Here is an 18,184-nt window from a genome sequence, read left to right on the forward strand (position 1 = left end):
CATCAGGGTGAGCGCAAAAAGACGGTGAAGCGGGCACGTGCATCCAGCACATCCACGGCGGCATCGTCGCGCTTGAGGCTGAGGTCATCGAGTGCGGCGTGGGGCAAGGTGTTCATCACCTCGCTCAGCCAGGCATGCAGGTGCACATAGTCGGCGCGCAGCGGCACGCTGATCTGGTAGCGCAGCAAGGGGCCTGTGCCTTGGCGGGTGACGCGGTATTCGGCCGTCACCAAAGCCACCTTGTGGCGCGCAGCGGCGCGGTTCAACACGCCAATGGCTTCCACGGCTTCGGTGGCATCGGGCAGCGTGGCGTAGAAGGCGGCCTGGCGCTGGGCTTTTTCTTCGCCGGCCTGTGGCTTTTGCACCTGGGCCTGGCGCTTGGCACTCAGCGCGTCATGCAGCTCTGCATTGCGCACATGCAGGCCGTCCACCCACGCCCATTGCAGGCCCAGGGCCAGCACCAGCAAAGCCAAGCCGGCAGCGGCCAACCAGCCCTGGCGTTGCAGTTGGTAGCGCAGGTGCGCCAGGATCAGGGCGCTGTTCATGGTGTGGCGCTCCAGCTGGCGTCCAGCGAAAAGCGCAGCACCTTTTGCGTGCCCGAAAGCTTTTCTTCCTGGCCGGTGAGGTAGACCTTTTTCAGCGCGGGAGACTGGCGCAGCTTCTTCACATAGGCCAGGGCCTGCTCCATGGTCTTGGCATCTGCCACCAGGTGCAGGCTGCCCGCAGCAGCCTGCACGTCCACACTGATCAGGGCTACGTCTTTTACGCGGGTGTCTTCGATGGTGTGCAGCAGGGCGTCCCACGGGCGGTGCAGTTGCGCGTCGATTTGCGAGGCGGATTGGGCGTCCTCGCGGGCCAGCGGTGCCACGGCCACGGTGGGCGCTGCGCGGGTCTTGTTGGGTTTGGCTGCGCGTTCCAGGCGCGCCTGGCGCGCCTGCAGCGACTGCCATTCGGCATCGGCCTGCTGGTAGTCCAGCAGCACCCAGGCGCTGCACAGCAGTCCGGCCGCAGCCAGTGCCACGCCCACCAGAGTGATGGTGCGCGGCCCGGCCTGCCAGTTGAGTTGAAGGGCTTGCATGGTGTCAGCGTCCCAGGGCCAGGCGCAGCCCGGGCGCTGCGCGCTCGGCCACTTGCAGGGGAGCCAGCCAGGTGAAAGGGAGAGTGCTTTGGGCTGCGGGTGCGGCCATGTCGCCGGCCAGGAACAAAGGCACCACGCCCTCGGGCAGGTCACAGGCCAGGGCAATCTGCGCCATCAGCGCGGGCAGTGGCGCGCGCCAGTCGCCACTCAAGCGCTGGGTCTGCAAGGCCGTCCATTGGCCGCCCTGCAACAGGCCCAGGGTGAACGTGTCGGCCTCCACGGTGCCGAACCAGGCGGCTTTGCCCTTGAGGCGGCTGTGCCAGGCATCGAAGGCGGATGAGAAATACGGGGTGAGCTCCTGCAACTGCGCACCCTGCGCCTCACAGACCTGTGTCAGTGCCTGCACCAGCGTGCTGTCTACAGCGGCTGCCGGTGCGGTGCAGCCGGGTGCCAGCGCGGCAGGCAGAATGTTCCAGCCCTGCACCGCCTTGCCATAGGTTTCGCGAAAGCGGAGTGCCGCATAGGCTGTCAATTCGGCGCGGCCCGACAGCTCGATGCGCCAGGGCAGCAACTGCCAGCGCACAAAGCGGCCCGACAGCACCACCTGCACGGCAAAGCGCTGGTCCTTATGGTCGGCCAGCCATTGCGCCAGGCGCTCCACGGCGGCGCGCCAGGGCTCGGTTGGGTCGGTTGAAGCAATGGCTACCTGCAGGCAAGCCAGTTGCTCCACCGCGCCCACACTGCCCACGCCAAAACGCGGCATGCGGGCCACGGTGAGGGCCTGTTGTGACAGGCCCACCCGAATCACAGGTTTGCTAAGAGACCACACGGTTCAACTCCTGCAGTGTGGTTTCGCCACGGCGCACCATGTCCAGGCCGGCATCGCGCAGCAGGCGCGTACCCTTGCGGATGGCCTCTTCCTTGATGCGGCGCACGGGCTCGCGCGTGACAATCATTTCGCGCAGCACGTCGTCCAGGATCAGCACCTCGGCCACGGCCTTGCGGCCCTTGAAGCCGGTGCCACGGCAATGCGCGCAGCCCATGCCGGCGCAGAAGTGGTAGTCCTCGGGGTTGGTAATTTCGGAGGCCGCCAGCAGCTCCGGGTCAGGTGCGGCCGGGGCCACGCACTCGGGGCAGTTGGTGCGCATCAGGCGCTGCGCCACGATGCCGTTGAGTGCGGCCACCAGGCTGTAGGGGTCCACGCCCATGTGGGTGAAGCGGCCCAGCACGTCAAACACATTGTTGGCGTGTACGGTGGTCAGCACCAGGTGGCCAGTCAGCGCTGCCTGCACCGCAATCTGTGCGGTCTCGCCATCGCGGATTTCGCCCACCATGATCTTGTCCGGGTCATGCCGCAGGATGGAGCGCAGGCCGCGCGCAAAGGTCAGGCCCTTTTTTTCGTTCACCGGAATTTGCAGCACACCGGCCAGTTGGTATTCCACCGGGTCTTCGATGGTGATGATCTTGTCGTGGCCGTGGTTGATCTCGTTGAGTGCGGCATACAGCGTGGTGGTCTTGCCGCTGCCGGTGGGGCCGGTGGCCAGCAGCATGCCGTAGGGCTCTTCGGCCAGGGCACGCAAAGCCTTGAGCGTGGGCGCATCGAAGCCCAGCGCTTCCAGGCGCAGGCCCACCACTTGGTCCGACAGGCTTTGCTTGTCCAGAATCCGCAGCACCGCGTCTTCGCCGTGGATGCTGGGCATGATGGACACGCGGATATCAATCTCGCGCCCGTTGGCGGCCACCTTGAAGCGCCCGTCCTGCGGCACGCGGCGCTCGGCAATGTCCAGCTCGGCCATCACTTTGATGCGCGAGATGATCTGCTCGGCATGGTCCATGCCCTGGTTGCCCACGGGGGCCAGCACGCCGTCGATGCGGTACTTGATGAACAGGCCGTTGGGTGCGGTCTCCATGTGGATGTCACTCACCCCGGCCTTGAGCGCGTCATACAGCGTGGAGTTGACCAGGCGCACCACGGGGCTGGCGTCTTCGCTGATGCTGCGCAGGGAAATATCTTCGGCATGGCTGCCCTGCTGTGTAGTGCTCTGCGCGCCCACAATGCCGTCCATGGCGCGCATGGATTCTTCGTGCCGGGTGAACCAGGCTGCAATGTCACCCCGGTGCGCCAGGCACACCACGGGTGCGGTGTCCAGCCGCTCGCTGGCCCAGGCGCGCAACTCCAGGCTGAAGGGGTCGGCAATCACCAGCAGCAGCTGGGTGCCTTCGCGCAGCAGCAGGCATTCGCGCGGCAGCGCCTCCGCATAGGGCAGCAGCTCGAAGGCGGGCTTCAGGGCGTGCATCTCGGCCACACTCAGCATGCGCAGGTGCACAGTGGCGGCCAGGCGGTGCACAAAGCCGTGCTCGTCGTTGCCGCCACCGGTGGCACCCTCGCCTGCATCTTCCAGGGCTTCCACCAGGCGACAGGCGCGCGCCCGGGCCAGTACGCGCGCGGCGGCCAGTTCGGCGGCGGTAAATGCCTGTGCCACGGGGCGCTGTTCAAGAAGACGGGTATCCAGCGGGCTGTTCATTTCACACTCTCGGCCAGTTGGAAAATGGGCATGTACATCAACACCACCACGGTGCCAATCACCAGGCCCATGACCAGCATCAGCAAGGGGCCCAGCAGGCGCGTGACCCATTCGGCCCAGCGCGCCATCTCGTCGTCATGGAAGGCCGCAGCGCGTTCCATCATCTCGCCCATATTGCCCGCACGCTCTCCCACGCGCAGCATGCGCAAGGACACGGCTGTGGTCAGGCCCGAGACCTCAAAGGAATGGGAGATGGCCTGCCCCTCACGCACACGGCGCGAGGCCTCAACCAGCCGCGGTTGCAGCGAGGTGGACAGCAGTCCGGTCACCATCTCAAGCGCCGGCACGATGGCAATGCCACCGCGCAGCAACATGCCCAGCGTGCGGTACAGACGGGCCAGTTGGTACACACGCATGCGCTCACCCACAGCCGGTATGCGCCACAGCAGGCCCAAGAGGCGCTTGCCCGCCAGGCGCGCGCCACCGGCCAGCAGCACCAGGGCCACAGCACCCAAGGCCAGCCACACCACGTACCAATATTCCTCCAGCAGCAGGCCGCCTTGCAGCAGCAGGCGCGACAGGAAGGGCAAGTCGCCCCCCATGTCTTCATAGATATGCGCAAAGCGCGGCACCACATAGCCCATCAAAAACAGAATCACCAGGCTGCTCACCGCCACCAATATCACCGGGTAGATGGCCGCACTCACCAGGCGCCCACGCAATGTCTCCAGCTGCGTCGCATAAGCCACATAACGCGCCAGAGATTCCGACAGACCGCTGGTGTGCTCACTGGCCCGCACCGAGGCCACATACAGTGCCTCAAAGGCCTGGGGTGCTTCCTCCAGCGCGGCAGAAAAGGGCTTGCCCTGGCGCAGGCTGGAGATGATGCCCTGCAGCACATCCCGCACGGCCGGGCGGGCTTCTTTCTCAGCCAGTGTCTCCACCGCCTCCACCAGGCTCACGCCCGAGTTGAGCAACTGCAGCAGCTCCTGGCTGAACAGCAGCAGCGGAAATTTGGCGCCGCCTTGTGGTTTGCTCAGGCGGCTCAGCCACGAGGCGGGTGCAATGGACAGCACATCCAGGCCCATGCCCTCGGCCTGTTGGCGTGCATCCACAGCGTTGGCTGCCTGCAGCCGGCTGATGGCAACCGCAGCGTCGGCCTGCAATGACTTGACGATGAACTCCATAGCTACCAGTTGACGATGTCTTCGTCTTCACCGGTGCCGCCCAACTGCCCGTCCTTGCCATACGAGAACAGGTCATAGTCGCCATGGTCCCCGGGAAATTTATATATATAGTCGTGGCCCCAAGGGTCCTTGGGCAGCTTCTTTTTCAGGTAGGGGCCTGCCCATCTGGCTTCGCCAGAGGGCCGCTCGTTGAGTGCGGCCAGGCCTTGTTCGGTGGGTGGGTAGTGACCGACATCCAGGCGGAATTGGTCCAGGCTTTTTTCCAGGCCGTCGATCTGTGCGCGCGCTGTCTTGACTTCGGACTTGCCGATCTGCGAAAAGAATTTGGGCGCCACATAGCCCACCAGCATGCCGATGATGACCATCACCACCAACAGCTCCAATAGCGTAAATCCGGACGAACGTTTTGGAATCATGGACGGGATGGGTTTCATATTCGACAGAGACGCCTGTTGCCAGCAGGGCATGCGCAGAGTGCGGAGTGCGGGGGCAGTCTAAGTCGGCGGTATGACATCGCCGTTACAAAACCCTGCCCGAAACCTGCCCTTAGCCCTGCCACACCATTGCCACAATGCAGGCGCATAGTGGGCCGGTTCACCATGCATGTTTTTGTCAGCCTTCGCCCTCTGCCATGCGCTGCCCTGCTCTGCCTGGCCACGCTGTTGTGGGTACCTGCGCGCAGTGCGCATGCCGATGTGTATGCGTTTGTGGCCGAAGACGGCAGCACCCATTTCAGCGACAGCCCCAATGACCCGCGCTACCAACTGCTGCTGCGCGTGGCCGCTGACCCGGCGCCCGCCACACTGCCCGTTGCAACGCCTGATGTATTGAAAGAACCCTTTGCGCGCGAGATTGCGGCCGCTGCGCACAGCAGCCAGGTGGAGCCCGCCCTGCTGCATGCGGTGATAGCGGTGGAATCCAACTACAACCCGCGTGCGGTCTCGCGCAAGGGCGCACAAGGCCTGATGCAGCTCATGCCGGCGACAGCCCGTTCGTTGGGCGTAGCAGACCCGCTGAACGCTGCACAAAACATACGGGGTGGTGCGCAGTATTTGCGCGCCTTGCTGGACCGCTTTGCCAACAACAAGTCACTGGCCCTGGCGGCCTACAACGCGGGTGCGGGTGCGGTGGTGGCCAGCGGTGGGCAGATACCGCCCTATGCCGAAACACGCGCCTATGTGCCAGCCGTGCTCAGGCGCTACCAGCAGAACCTGACACAGCTGGCTGCTGCAGACAAGCAATCAAATAGCGCTGAGTGACAGGCAGTAGCCGCTGCCGCGCATGGTCTTGATCATGTGCATGCAGTTGCTGTCGGTCAGTGCCACACGCAGGCGGCGAATGTGCACATCCACCGTGCGCTCGTCACCGTGGTATTGGTCGCCCCACACTTCATCGAGCAATTGCGCGCGGTTGAAAACGCGGTCGGCATGCAGCATGAAGAAATGCATCAGGCGGTATTCGGTGGGGCCCAGCACCACCGGCCTGTCATGGGCATAGATGCGCTTGGCGGCCGGGTCCAGCCGCAAGGGGCCCAGCTCTACCGTCTGCTCGCCTGCCAGGGGCGAACGCCTGCGCAGCACGGCGGCAATGCGTGCCAGCAAGAGCCGTGGTGAGAAGGGTTTGACCACATAGTCATCGGCTCCGGTCTCGAAACCGGTGAGCTTGTCGCGCTCGTCATCCCGCGCGGTGAGCATGATGATGGGCAGGTGGCGCGTGCGCACCTCGTGGCGCAGCAGGCGTGTGAGCTCAATGCCGGACATGCCCGGAAGCATCCAGTCAATCAGCAGCAAATCGGGCAACTCACCGCGCACCATCAGGTGGGCGCTTTCTGCCGTGTCTGCAACTTGCACGGTGTGACCGGCCTGGCACAGGTTGACTGCAATCAGCTCCTGTATCCCGACGTCGTCGTCCACCACAAGAATTTTTCCGGCCATGAATTATTAATTTGCGTAAAGACGCTGAGCCTAAAGCCCTTAGGTGAATTATTCGTGAAATTCACACTACAGATTGACGCAGGCGGTGACTTGGATCTGTCATATGGCGATGGTTTACTCATGGTGCACGCCGTACCCTGGCCGCCACCTATTTCAGATTGCAAACCTACACATGAAGCATTTACTCAAAGCCACCCCCCACATTCTGTTGGCCAGTGCCATGGCCTTTGGCCTTGTCGCTTGCGGTAAATCGGAAGACAAGAAGGTTGCTACCCAGGTCGCCGCCAAAGTGGGCAGTGAAGAAATCTCGGTGCACCAGATCAACCAGGTGCTCAACAACGCCAACACCAAAGACGCCACACCCGATACGGTCAAGAAGATGAGCCGCGAGGTGCTGGAGAAACTGATTGACCAGCAACTGGCCATCTCGCAAGCCACAGAAAAAAAGCTGGACCGCAGCCCCGACGTGGTGGGCCAGATTGAATCGGCCAAGCGCGACATCCTGGCGCGTGCCTATGTGCAGCAGCTGGTAGCCTCACTGCCCAAGCCCACGGCCGAAGAAGCCAAGAAATACTACGCCGAGCACCCCCAGCTGTTCTCGGAGCGCCGTGTCTTCAATGTGCAGGAACTCATCATGCCTAACCAGGAAGGTCTGGCCGAGCAACTGGGCACTTTGAACAAGGCCGGCAAGTCCACAGAAGACATCGCCAACTACCTGAAGGGCAAGGACATCAAGTTCAACGGTGGCGCGGCTACCCGCACGGCTGAGCAGATTCCCATGGACTTGCTGAACAAGCTGCAGCCACTCAAAGACGGCCAAAGCCTGCTGGCACAGACACCACAGACTATTACGCTGATCCATCTGGCCTCTTCCAAGACCGTGCCGGTGGATGAGGCAACAGCCCTGCCCCGCATTGAACAGTTTCTGGGCAACCAGCGCGCCAATGAAGCCATTGCGTCCAATATGAAGGGCCTGCGTCAGTCCGCAAAAATTGAATACATGGGCGAATTCGCCAAGAGCGATGCGGCCCCGGCTGTCAGTGCTGCAGCTTCACAGCCAGCACCCGCAGCCAAGGCGGAAGACCAGAACAAGGCAACGCTGGAGAAAGGCATTGCCGGCCTGAAGTAAGAGCCGCCCGGGTCAGGCGCTGAGTGCGGCGCCCAAAGACTTGGGCTTGCGGCGGGCCAAGGTGCCAACCATCACCAGGCCGGCCAACAGCATGGCATCGGTGGCGGGTTCTGACACAGGGCTCACGCTGATGCCGCCGTGGTCTTTGTCGTGAAAGTGGTGGCCGTTGTATTCGAAGGAAGTCTTGTCACCATGATGGCCTTCGTTGCGGTCATCGGAATGGCCTGGCTTGTCATCGTTGTGGCCGAGGTCGATGTTTTTGACAGGGGTTCTCCAAGGGGTTTTCAGGCCATCTTCGAAGCACTGCTTGCCGTCCGCTGCGCTGACAAAACCGGCGCTGAGGGAGAGAGCCGCCAGTACAAAAATGGATTTGAATGTAGTGAGATTTTTCATGATTTTTCCTAAGGGTTTAAACGAATAGTTAATAAATAAGACAAGGGGTACGGATCAAATGCTTGGCGATTGTAGGTGACTTGGCAATTATTTGTCTTGCGTGCCAATAGTCCATTTGGACTAATATTTTTTCTGCCTTTTATTTGTCATCTGGGCGAACTATTACCGTCATATTCGAACCCTAAACTGCGCGTCAGATGCCTGCGTTTCGCTGCATATATAGACCCTTTATAAATGTCCTCGCATGGCATCCAAACCTAATATTTATTTGACCTTTCTGCAGGCGCTGGCCGCTGTAGTTGTGCTCCTTGGGCTGTCTGGTGCAGCTGCTGCACAAGACCGACCGGACTATCCGCTGGGCTCAGGCGACTCGCTGCGCATCCAGGTCTACCAAAACCCGGATCTGACCATTGAGACCCGCATGTCGGAAAACGGCAGCATCACCTACCCGCTGATTGGCTCGGTGAATCTGGCCGGCCTGTCCACCGCCGCTGCAGAAAAACGCATTGCCGATATGCTGCAAAAGGGTGGCTTTCTGCAGAACCCGCAAGTCAACATCACGCTGACGCAAATCCGTGGCAACCAGGTATCGATACTGGGCCAGGTACAACGCGCCGGGCGTTATCCGCTGGAGAGCGCCAACACCCACCTGAGCGACATGCTGGCCAATGCGGGCGGCATTGCACCGGGTGGCGATGACATGGTGATCGTGGTGGGCCAGCGCAATGGCAAGCCGTTTCGCAAAGTGGTGGATGTACCCTCGCTGTTTCTGAATGAGACGCCAGGCAACGACATGGTGCTGCTGGGCGGGGACATTATTTATGTGCACCGCTCGCCCGTTTTTTATATATATGGCGAGGCACAACGCCCCGGCTCCTACCGCATTGAGCGCGGCATGACCTTTATGCAGGCCCTGGCCCAGGGCGGCGGCCCCAGCAGCCGTGGCAATGAAAAGCGCCTGCGCCTGAACCGCAAGGCGGCTGACGGCAGCATCCAGCAACTTGAACCCCAATTGACGGACATGGTCTTGCCCGATGACGTTATCTATGTCAAAGAAAGCCTGTTCTAGCCATGTCATTTCACCAGTTTTTGTTGATCTTGCGCGCCCGCTATATCGCGGCGCTGGCGGTGCTGTTTGTCACGGTGGCGGCGGTTACCGGCTATAGCCTGTGGCTGCCCAAGCAGTATTCGGCCAGCACGGCCATCGTTCTGGATGTGAAGTCAGTGGACCCGGTGACCGGGACATCGTCGCAAAGCATGGCGGGTGCGGGCTATATGGCCACGCAGCTCGACATCATCAACAGCGACCGCACCGCGCGCGCTGTGGTCAAGAACCTCAAGCTCGAAGGCAGCAGCTCGGTGCAGGAGATGTGGCTGGACGCCACCAAGGGCCGTGGCCAGCTGATTGACTGGCTGTCTTCTTTGCTGCAAAAGAACCTGGACGTGAAGCCCTCGCGCGAGAGCAGTGTGATCAACATCAACTACACCGCCACCGACCCGGCCTTTGCAGCCACCGTGGCCAACGCGTTTGCACAGGCCTATATCGACGTGAACCTGGACCTGCGTCTAGCACCCGCTCGTCAGTACGCCGCCTTCTTTGAAGAGCAGACCAAGACGGCGCGCCTGCAGGTAGAGCAAGCGCAAAAGGCCTTGTCGGACTACCAGCAGAAAAACGGCATTGTGTCGGCCGATGACCGGCTGGACTACGAGACCGCCAAGCTCAACGACACCAGCAGCCAGCTCACCGGTGTGCAGGCCCAGACCACCGACAGCCAAAGCAAGCGCCAAAGCAGCAAGGCCGACACCATTGCCGAGGTGATGCAGAACCCGCTGGTCAACGGCCTGAAGACCGACATTGCGCGCCTGGAAGCCCGGCTGGTAGAGAGCAGCGGCAACCTGGGCAAGAACCACCCGCAAACCCTGCGCAGCCAAAGCGAGTTGGCCACCCTCAAGTCCCAACTGGAGCAGGAGACGGCCAAGGTCACCAGCTCCATCGAGACCACCTACCAGGTGGGCAAGCAGCGCGAGCAGCAGCTCAGCAACGCACTGTCCACGCAAAAGGGCCGCGTGCTGATGCTCAACAAGCAGCGCGACGAACTCATCGTGCTGCGCCGCGAGCTGGATTCGGCCCAGCGCCTGTTTGACTCGATGAGCGCGCGTGCCTCGCAAAGCAATGTGGAGAGCAAGACCGACCAGACCAACATCGCCGTGCTGAACCCGGCCATTGCACCCACCAAGGCCTCTTCGCCCCGCGTGTTTTTGAATGTGCTGGTATCGGTGTTCATTGGCACGCTGCTGGGCATTGGCCTGGCGCTGGCCCTGGAGCTGCGCCGCCGCCGCGTGCGCTCGGACGAAGACCTGCTGGACGCGCTGGGCATTCCCATGCTGGGCCAGATCAGCTCGGCCAACCGCGTGATGAAACCCTCCCGCCTTGGAGCCCGCGCATGAACGCCGCCCTGCCCAACCACAGCCTGCCTCTGGGCAACACCCGCTCGATTGGCGACATCCTGATCGCTGCGGGCCGCCTGAAGCCCGAAGACCTGCAGCGCATTCTGGATGCGCAGCAGATCGAGAAGCTCTCGTTTGGCGAAGCCGCCATTGCACTGAATGCTCTCAGCAAGGCCGACATTGACTTTGCGCTGTCCAAGCAGTTTGACTATGCCTACATGGTCGAAGGCCAAGACCCCTTCAACCCGCAGCTAGTGGCCGCCTGCAAGCCCTTTAGCCGCGTCAGCGAAAACCTGCGCGCCGTGCGCAGCCAGCTGATGCTGCGCTGGTTTAACAGCGACGCCCTGCGCAAGGTGATGACCGTGGTCAGCGCTGGCAAGGGTGACGGGCGCAGCTTTATTGCCGCCAACCTGGCCATTGTGTTTGCCCAGCAAGGCCAGCGCACGCTGCTGATTGATGGCGACTTGCGCGCCGATGCCCAGCACAGCCAGCAGGCCCTGTTCAACTTGGAAAAGGGTGTGGGCCTGAGCGGCATCCTGGCCGGCCGCGCCACGCTGGACGTAGCCCAGCCCGTGGCCGCCCTGCCCGGCCTGACCGTACTGACCGCCGGTGCGCAGCCGCCCAATCCGCAAGAGCTGCTGGGGCGCACTGCGTTTGCACAAGTGCTGCGCGACGCCAGCCTGCAGTTTGATGTGATCCTGATTGACACCCCCAGCGGTGGCGACTACTCGGACGGCGAAATCATCGCCGCCCGCGCAGGCGCCGCGCTGATGGTGGCCAGGCGCAACGAAACCCTGGTGCCAGAAGCCAAGGAACTGGGTGCCCGCCTGCAAGACAGCGGTGTGGCCTTGGTGGGATCGGTGCTCAATGACGCCTGAAGCCAGCACCACCCCAAGCGCCCAGCCCGCCCGGGTTGACTGGGTCGCGCTGCTGCTGCCCTGGTGGCCGCTGATGGCGGGCCTGATCGTTCTGTACGTCCCCACGCTGATAGACCTGTTCCGCGGCCCCTGGAGCCAGGAAGGCCAGATGCACGGCCCCGTGGTGCTGGGCATTGCGCTGTGGCTGATGTACCGCAACTGGGGCACCATGGAGCAAGCCTCCCTGGGCCGCGCACCCAGCGCCTGGGGTTGGCCCATCGCCGTCTTTGCCCTGCTGCTGTATGCGGTGGGCCGCTCGCAAGGCGTTGGCGTGTTTGAAGTGGGCTCTTCGGTGTGGCTGCTGATGGCCTTGCTGCTGTTGATGCGCGGAACCGCCGCGCTCAGGGCCCAGTGGTTTTGCCTGTTCTTCATGCTGTTCATGATTCCGCTGCCCAGCTCGGTGGTGGACCTGGTCACCCTGCCCATGAAGATGGCCGTGTCGTATGTGGCCGAGCATGTGCTGTATTGGGCCGGTTACCCGATTGCCCGCACCGGCGTGATTCTGCAGATTGGCCAGTACATGCTGCTGGTGGCAGACGCCTGTGCCGGCCTGCACACCCTGCTGACCCTGGAGGCCTTGGGCCTGCTGTACCTCAACGTGGTGCGGCGCGACTCCACCTTCCGCAATGTGAGCCTGGCGCTGCTGATCGTGCCCATCTCCTTTACCGCCAACGTAATCCGTGTGATGGTGCTCACCCTGATCACCTACCACATGGGCGATGAGGCGGGTCAGGGCTTTTTGCACGGCTTTGCCGGCATGGTGCTCTTCATGAGCGCGCTGCTGCTGATCATCGGCTTTGACACCGCACTGCAATCCTTTGAGGCCTGGCGTAAAAAATGAACCTGCGCACCAAACAATGGATCTTGCTGGCCCTGATGCTGCTGTCGGCCAGCCTGGGCGCAGCCCTGAAGCCCACCATATTTATAGCCGACGAGCTGCCCGCGGTGGACCTGCAGACCATGGTGCCCAAGGCCTTTGGAGAATGGCAGGAACTGCCCGGCACCCTGACGCAGGTGATCAACCCGCAGCAGCAGGAAACGCTGGAAAAAATATACAGCGAAACGCTAAGCCGCACCTATGTCAACGCACAGGGCTACCGCGTGATGCTGTCCATTGCCTATGGCAAAAACCAGAACAAGGGGCTGGAGCTGCACTCTCCCGAGGTGTGCTACCCCGCGCAAGGCTTTACGCTCAATGACAGGCACAGCGCCACCCTGAACATTCTGGGCAAGACCATTGCAGCCACGCAGATCGAAACCAGCCTGGGCCAGCGCTTTGAGCCCGTCACCTTCTGGACCACCATTGGCACCACCGTGCCCGCCACCACCGTGCAAAAGCGGCTGGTGGAAATGCGCTACGCGCTCACCGGGCGAATACCCGACGGCTTTCTGGTGCGGGTGTCTTCCATCGACAAGGCCACACCCAACGCCTACGCGGTACAGGCCCGGTTTTCCAATGATTTGATGCAGGCCATCGCCCCCCACAATCGCCCCCGCTTTGCAGGCGATTTCGCCATGCCATGATGGCCGCGCTGGAGATCCTGTACCTGGGGCCCGAGAGCGGCACCTGCCTGGACCGGGCCCATGCCCTGCGCAGGCGCGGCCACACCGTGGCGCACTGGGACCTGCGCAAACTGCTGCCCACCACCCCCTGGGTGGACCGCATCACCTGGCGCCTGGGTGGCGACTGGCTGGCCAAATTTCTGCTGCCCAAGCTGGACGCACTGCTGGACAAAAAGCAGTTTGATATCTGCTATGTGGACGGTGGCGAATACGTCACGCCCAAAGTGCTGGAGCTGATACGCCGCCACGCCCGCAAGATCATCAGCTACAGCATTGACGACCCGCTGGGCCCGCGCGATGGTGCGCGCTTTCGGGCCTTCCGCCAAAGCCTGCCCCTGTATGACCTGAACGCCGTGGTGCGCACAGACAACGTACTGGAGGGCGAAGACCTGGGCGCACGCCAGATGCTGCGCGTGTACCGCAGTGCCGACGAAGTCAGCCACGCCCCCCGCCACCTGTCCGAGCATGACCACCTGGTGTGGGACTGCGACGTGCTGTTTCTGGGCACGTGGTTTCCGGAACGCGGCCCCTTCCTCAAGGCGCTGATCGACCTGGGTGTGCCCCTGACCATCCAGGGCCCACACTGGCACAAGGCGCGCGAATGGCCGGTGCTAAAAAGCCATTGGCGCGGCGGCGCTATTGCCGGAGACGACTACGCCAAAGCCATACAGTGCGCCAAGGTAAACCTGGGCCTGCTCTCCAGGGAAAACCGCGACCTGCACACCACCCGTTCACTGGAAATTCCGGCCCTGGGCGCACTGCTGTGCGCCGAGCGCACCAGCGAACACATGGCCATGTACGACGAAGGCCATGAGGCCCTGTTCTGGGACAACGCACAAGAGTGCGCCGAGATGTGCCGCTATGCGTTGGTGAATGAGGAACGGCGTGCCGCCATGGCGGCTGCAGGTCATCAGCGTGTCATGCGCAACGGGCACTATAACGAGATGATAGTCACCTCGATTCTTGCGCACGCAAGCCTACATTAAATGAAGCGCCGGGTGATCGCTGGCATGGGTGCCAACTCTTTTGGCATGGCTGTCACCATCGCTATCCAACTGGCTTCGCTGCCCCTGTTTCTGCACTATTGGGACACTGCCAAATACGGCAGCTGGCTGGTGCTGTCGGCCATACCTGCCTATCTGTCGATGGCCGATGTCGGCATGGTGACAGCAGCGGGCAACAAGATGACCATGGCCATGGGCCGTGGCGACGCCAACGAAGCCAACCGCGTGTTTCAAAGCGCGCAATTGTTTATGGCCATCGTATGCAGCGGCATTGCACTGGTGGCCATTCCCCTGGCCTTGTTGGCCCCCATCCCCGGCATTGACAGCACAGACATGCGCATGGCACTGGCCGCCCTGTCAGCCAGCACCTTGCTGGCACTCTGCGGTGGCCTGTCTGAGACGGTATTCAAGGCCACGCAGCGCTATGCCTTTGGCACCATGCTGGGCAACCTGACGCGCCTGGCAGAGTGGCTTGGCATGATGGTGTGCCTGGCGCTGTATGGAAGCTTTGCCGCAGTGGCGATGGGCGGACTGGTCTGCAGATTTGCCGGCATTGGCTATGGCATGTGGATGGCCAGGCACGGTCAGCAGGTTTTGCACTGGGGCATGGCCAAGGCCAGCCGTGAAGAGCTGCGCGTCATGGCGGCGCCTGCCGTATCGTTCATGGCGTTTCCACTGGCCAACGCCCTGAGCTTCCAGGGCGTTACCTTGTTGGTCGCAGCCTTGTTTGGCCCTGCCAGTGTGGCGGTATTCGCCACCTACCGCACGCTGTGCCGCGTCGCGGTGCAAGCCACTGCCATCTTCAGCCATGCGCTGTGGCCGGAGTTCTCCAGACTCTACGGTCAGGGCGACACAAGCAGTCTGCAGCAGATGTTTCGCAGATCGGCACTGTTGGGATGTGCCCAGGCCTTGCTGCTGAGTGCCCTGCTCTATTTCCTTGCGCCATGGATGTTGCAACTCTGGACCCACGACGCCATTGCCTTCATGCCCATCCCCATGGCCTTGATGCTGGTGTACGCAGCGGTTGGCGGGAGCTGGCATGTGCCACGCGTCTTGTTGATGGCAACCAACCAGCACGCCCCCTTGGCCAGTTGGTCCATCGCCGTCGGTGCGCTGACGGTGGCCTTGGTGTGGTTGCTGGGCCAAAGCTATGCACTCAGTGGGGTCGCCATGGGCATGCTGCTCAGCGAACTGGCCATCGCCCTGGTTTGCATGCGGCTGGCCGTGCGCCTGTTCCCGACACCGAACCTGCAGGTCACCATGCCATGAAGATTGCACTTTCCACCATCGGCAAGTTTCACACCTTTGATCTCGCACGCGAGTTGTACGCACGTGACGCTCTTGCTGGCATTTACACCGGCTACCCGCGGTTCAAGCTGCGCAATGAAGGCATTCCGGACACACTGGTGCACACCTTTCCCTGGGTCAATGCCAGCTACATGGCGTTTCCATGGAAGCACCATCTGTCCAGGACCACCGTACAGGCTTGGGAGAACCTGAATGCCTTGACATTCAGCCGGTGGACGCAGAGCAAGCTTGTCGACTGTGATGTGTATGTAGGACTGTCTGGATCAGGCCTGCGCGCCGGGCTCAAGACACAGGCTCGGGGCGGACACTATGTGTGTGACAGGGGCTCTGCACACATCCGCGCGCAAGACCAGCTTTTGCGCGAAGAGCATGACCTGTGGTCTGTGCCCTATGCCGGCATTGATCCACGCACCATAGAACGCGAAGAAGCTGAATATGCAGCGGCTGACTGCATCACGGTGCCTTCCACTTTTTCAATACAGAGCTTTCTGGAGCAAGGTGTCAGACAAGAAAAGCTACGTCTGCTTCCCTATGGCGTAAACCTCAAACGGTTCGAACCGGTCTCCAAACCACCCGTCGGAGAGTTCAATGTTCTGTTTGTCGGTGGCATGAGCTTGCAAAAGGGTGTTCAGTATCTGGTGCAGGCCTACAGCCGAATACAACACCCCAACAAGTCATTGACATTTGTTGGCTCACCCTCTGCAGCCCTGATCAAGCTGTTGGATGACAAAGGGCTTTGGCCTACAGATGCAAAGGTCCTGGGTCATGTGCCGCAGCAGGACTTGAAACATATCATGAGCACAAGCCATGTCATGGTTCTGCCAAGTATTCAAGAAGGATTTGGAATGGTCATGGCGCAAGCAATGGCCTGCGGGTGTCCAGTGATCGCAAGCGACAACACGGGAGGACATGACCTCTTCGAGAATGGGGTGAGCGGCTATCTCGTCCCCATTCGCAATGTCGACGCGCTTGCCGGACGCATGCAACTGCTTGCAGACCATCCCGAGCAACAAAGGGAAATGGCTCACAAAGCCCTGCAGCAGGTAGGCAACATTGGCGGCTGGAGCACCTACGGCGACTGTGCCATGCGCATTTTTAGCGAGTTGCATAGCCATGCGTAGCTCCCGCTTCATGGTGGCGCTTTTCATGGCGCTGGCGCTATTGGCCTTTGCTGCGCAATTCGTAATTGACTTCACACCAGACAACATCGCAGCCAGTTGCATCGTGCTGGCTTCGTCGTTGGCAATTCTGCTGTACATCCTGTGGACACAAGCCATACAGACGCATCCTCTGTCCACCTTTGCCATCTTTGGCTTTTGCGTGACCTCGCAGCTGGGCGCACTGCTGGCGCAATCGGCCAGCGGCGTCTCGTTGACACATAACCTGCGGCAACCCCTGGACACCTTTGCGTGGTTGGCGCTGTTCCAGGGAACGGCCATGCTGAGTCACGCGCTGTACCGCACGTTCTCCAAACCGCAGGAGCAGCAACGGCCCAACATTCTTAGGGCCATGCTGCAGCGCTTTGGCCTCTACACACCACCCACTGTGGGGACGCTGTGGATGCTGGGCCTGATTGGCCTGTGCGGACAGTTGCTGGGCAGCATCAGCCAGGGCGCGGTAGGCAAGATCGGCCAGAGCTTTGCCTTTGTAGCCTGGGCCCCGTTCCTGATTCCCATGTTTGCGGCAGAAATGGGAAGAGCCTATTGCGACAAGAAGCGCAACTACACCTTCCTGTTTATTTATATTGGCCTGATTGCCCTGCTGGCTTTGGCGGCCAATGCACGCGGCATGATGCTCTCGGGTTTGATGACCATCAGCATCTTCTTCATGCTGCGCGCCCTGCGCAGCCTGCAGCGGGTTACTGCCTTGCAGGTTGGCAAGTTTGCCCTGCTGGGCTTGCTGGTCGCGGGCCTGTCCATCCCACTGAGCGACCTCATGGTGGCCATGAGCATTGCCAGGAATTCGCGTGCCACGGCAACCCCCATGAAGATGGTGGAAGACACTTTCTACTATGTCACCCAGCCAGACAAGTTGAAGGCTGCCCGTGAAAGTGCCACGACAGCCAGTCGATTCGAGAGCTACGACGAGACCTATTTCGACAACCCGCTGCTGGGCCGTCTGATGGAAACCAAGTTCCACGACAACGCCATGTACTTTGCTACTCGGCTCAGCGAGCGTGATCAGGACAGGCTCTGGGACATCACCGGCGACTTCCTGTGGACCACGCTGCCAGATCCTGCGCTCAAGGCCCTGAAGATCAAGGTGGACAAGGACGCCATGCGTTTCACCATGGGCGACTACCTGAGCCATATGGGCGGCGCTGGTGACCTGGGCGGCTACAAAACCGGATCAGGCTTCGGCCATGGGCTGGCCATGTTTGGCATCTATTTCCCGCTCATCTATTTCTTTATCTGCCCCATCCTTTTTATGGCGGTGGATGTGCTCTCTTACCGCGCTGCACAAGGCTGCGTATTCGTCTCAGCGCTTGGCATGCTGGGCATCTGGAAGATGTTTCAGTACGGCATCACCACCGAATCATTGCAGGGCTTCTTCATGTATGTGGTACGTGGCGTACCGCAAAACATTTTGATGTATTTGCTGACGCTGTGGATTGCACGTACCTGCGCCAATGCACTGGCCACTCTGTTGGGGTCTGAACGCAAGCATCCAGCAAGAAACCGTTTGGTGCCGGGATAGC

At 61.4% G+C, this 18,184-nt stretch carries 19 protein-coding genes; 11 read left to right on the forward strand and 8 right to left on the reverse strand.

Annotation, left to right across the window (positions count from 1 at the left end):
- Positions 1 to 2: 2 nt before the first annotated feature.
- Genes DIC66_RS16510 through gspG form a run of 6 tightly spaced genes read right to left on the reverse strand, consistent with a single transcriptional unit; the run spans position 3 to position 5,206 of the window.
- Positions 3 to 545, reverse strand: coding sequence for a hypothetical protein (locus DIC66_RS16510; protein WP_117179192.1), 543 nt, complete (start codon positions 543 to 545; stop codon positions 3 to 5).
- Positions 542 to 1,078, reverse strand: coding sequence for a hypothetical protein (locus tag DIC66_RS16515; protein ID WP_117179193.1), 537 nt, complete (start codon positions 1,076 to 1,078; stop codon positions 542 to 544). The genes DIC66_RS16510 and DIC66_RS16515 overlap by 4 nt, the downstream gene beginning before the upstream one ends.
- 4 nt (positions 1,079 to 1,082) lie before the next feature.
- Complete coding sequence (locus tag DIC66_RS16520; protein WP_147321338.1) at positions 1,083 to 1,907, reverse strand: hypothetical protein; 825 nt, start codon at positions 1,905 to 1,907, stop codon at positions 1,083 to 1,085.
- The gene (locus DIC66_RS16525; RefSeq protein WP_117179195.1) at positions 1,894 to 3,603 is read right to left on the reverse strand and encodes a GspE/PulE family protein; all 1,710 of its coding nucleotides are present in this window, start codon (positions 3,601 to 3,603) and stop codon (positions 1,894 to 1,896) included. The genes DIC66_RS16520 and DIC66_RS16525 overlap by 14 nt, the downstream gene beginning before the upstream one ends.
- Positions 3,600 to 4,790 carry a type II secretion system F family protein gene (locus DIC66_RS16530; protein ID WP_117179196.1) on the reverse strand — a complete coding sequence of 397 codons (1,191 nt, stop codon included), beginning with the start codon at positions 4,788 to 4,790 and terminating at the stop codon, positions 3,600 to 3,602. Before DIC66_RS16530 ends, DIC66_RS16525 begins: the two co-directional genes overlap by 4 nt.
- Before the next feature lie 2 nt (positions 4,791 to 4,792).
- Complete coding sequence (gene gspG, locus DIC66_RS16535) at positions 4,793 to 5,206, reverse strand: type II secretion system major pseudopilin GspG (protein ID WP_233505968.1); 414 nt, start codon at positions 5,204 to 5,206, stop codon at positions 4,793 to 4,795.
- 183 nt (positions 5,207 to 5,389) lie between these two features.
- Here gspG and DIC66_RS16540 point away from each other — a divergent pair, with 183 nt between their 5' ends.
- Positions 5,390 to 6,049, forward strand: a complete 660-nt coding sequence (locus DIC66_RS16540; RefSeq protein ID WP_117179198.1) for a lytic transglycosylase domain-containing protein — start codon at positions 5,390 to 5,392, stop codon at positions 6,047 to 6,049.
- Here DIC66_RS16540 and phoB read toward each other — a convergent pair.
- Positions 6,032 to 6,724 (reverse strand): phosphate regulon transcriptional regulator PhoB, encoded by a 693-nt coding sequence (gene phoB, locus DIC66_RS16545; protein WP_117179199.1) that lies wholly within the window; start codon positions 6,722 to 6,724, stop codon positions 6,032 to 6,034. The two genes, DIC66_RS16540 and phoB, sit on opposite strands and share 18 nt — an antisense overlap.
- A 172-nt stretch (positions 6,725 to 6,896) precedes the next feature.
- On the opposite strand from phoB, the gene DIC66_RS16550 reads away from it, so the two are divergent.
- Entirely contained in the window at positions 6,897 to 7,853 is a 957-nt protein-coding gene (locus tag DIC66_RS16550) for an EpsD family peptidyl-prolyl cis-trans isomerase (protein WP_158558926.1), read from the forward strand.
- Positions 7,854 to 7,865: 12 nt separating this feature from the next.
- Here DIC66_RS16550 and DIC66_RS16555 read toward each other — a convergent pair whose 3' ends face one another.
- A complete protein-coding gene (locus DIC66_RS16555; RefSeq protein WP_117179201.1) occupies positions 7,866 to 8,246 on the reverse strand; it encodes a PEP-CTERM sorting domain-containing protein in 381 nt (126 codons plus the stop codon).
- Positions 8,247 to 8,490: 244 nt separating this feature from the next.
- Between DIC66_RS16555 and epsE the strand changes: the two genes are divergently transcribed.
- Genes epsE through DIC66_RS16595 form a run of 9 tightly spaced genes read left to right on the forward strand, consistent with a single transcriptional unit; the run spans position 8,491 to position 18,183 of the window.
- Positions 8,491 to 9,315: a polysaccharide export protein EpsE gene (epsE, locus tag DIC66_RS16560; protein WP_117179202.1), complete on the forward strand. Its 825-nt coding sequence runs from the start codon at positions 8,491 to 8,493 to the stop codon at positions 9,313 to 9,315.
- Between the two features lie 2 nt (positions 9,316 to 9,317).
- On the forward strand, positions 9,318 to 10,694 hold the full coding sequence (epsF, locus tag DIC66_RS16565) for a chain length determinant protein EpsF (protein WP_117179203.1): 1,377 nt from the start codon (positions 9,318 to 9,320) through the stop codon (positions 10,692 to 10,694).
- Positions 10,691 to 11,572, forward strand: a complete 882-nt coding sequence (gene epsG, locus DIC66_RS16570) for a chain length determinant protein tyrosine kinase EpsG (RefSeq protein WP_117179204.1) — start codon at positions 10,691 to 10,693, stop codon at positions 11,570 to 11,572. Before epsF ends, epsG begins: the two co-directional genes overlap by 4 nt.
- Entirely contained in the window at positions 11,562 to 12,452 is an 891-nt protein-coding gene (gene xrtB, locus DIC66_RS16575; RefSeq protein ID WP_117179205.1) for an exosortase B, read from the forward strand. The genes epsG and xrtB overlap by 11 nt, the downstream gene beginning before the upstream one ends.
- Positions 12,449 to 13,135: an exosortase-associated protein EpsI, B-type gene (gene epsI / locus DIC66_RS16580; RefSeq protein ID WP_117179206.1), complete on the forward strand. Its 687-nt coding sequence runs from the start codon at positions 12,449 to 12,451 to the stop codon at positions 13,133 to 13,135. The genes xrtB and epsI overlap by 4 nt, the downstream gene beginning before the upstream one ends.
- The gene (locus DIC66_RS16585; RefSeq protein ID WP_117179207.1) at positions 13,132 to 14,160 is read left to right on the forward strand and encodes a CgeB family protein; all 1,029 of its coding nucleotides are present in this window, start codon (positions 13,132 to 13,134) and stop codon (positions 14,158 to 14,160) included. The genes epsI and DIC66_RS16585 overlap by 4 nt, the downstream gene beginning before the upstream one ends.
- On the forward strand, positions 14,161 to 15,447 hold the full coding sequence (locus tag DIC66_RS23140) for a lipopolysaccharide biosynthesis protein (RefSeq protein ID WP_158558927.1): 1,287 nt from the start codon (positions 14,161 to 14,163) through the stop codon (positions 15,445 to 15,447). It abuts the gene before it with no gap.
- A complete protein-coding gene (locus DIC66_RS16590; protein ID WP_158558928.1) occupies positions 15,444 to 16,607 on the forward strand; it encodes a glycosyltransferase family 4 protein in 1,164 nt (387 codons plus the stop codon). The genes DIC66_RS23140 and DIC66_RS16590 overlap by 4 nt, the downstream gene beginning before the upstream one ends.
- Positions 16,600 to 18,183: a hypothetical protein gene (locus DIC66_RS16595; RefSeq protein WP_147321339.1), complete on the forward strand. Its 1,584-nt coding sequence runs from the start codon at positions 16,600 to 16,602 to the stop codon at positions 18,181 to 18,183. The genes DIC66_RS16590 and DIC66_RS16595 overlap by 8 nt, the downstream gene beginning before the upstream one ends.
- Position 18,184 lies beyond the last annotated feature (1 nt).

The sequence above is a fragment of the Rhodoferax lacus genome, assembly GCF_003415675.1.
GTDB classification, from domain to species: Bacteria; Pseudomonadota; Gammaproteobacteria; order Burkholderiales; family Burkholderiaceae_C; genus Allorhodoferax; species Allorhodoferax lacus.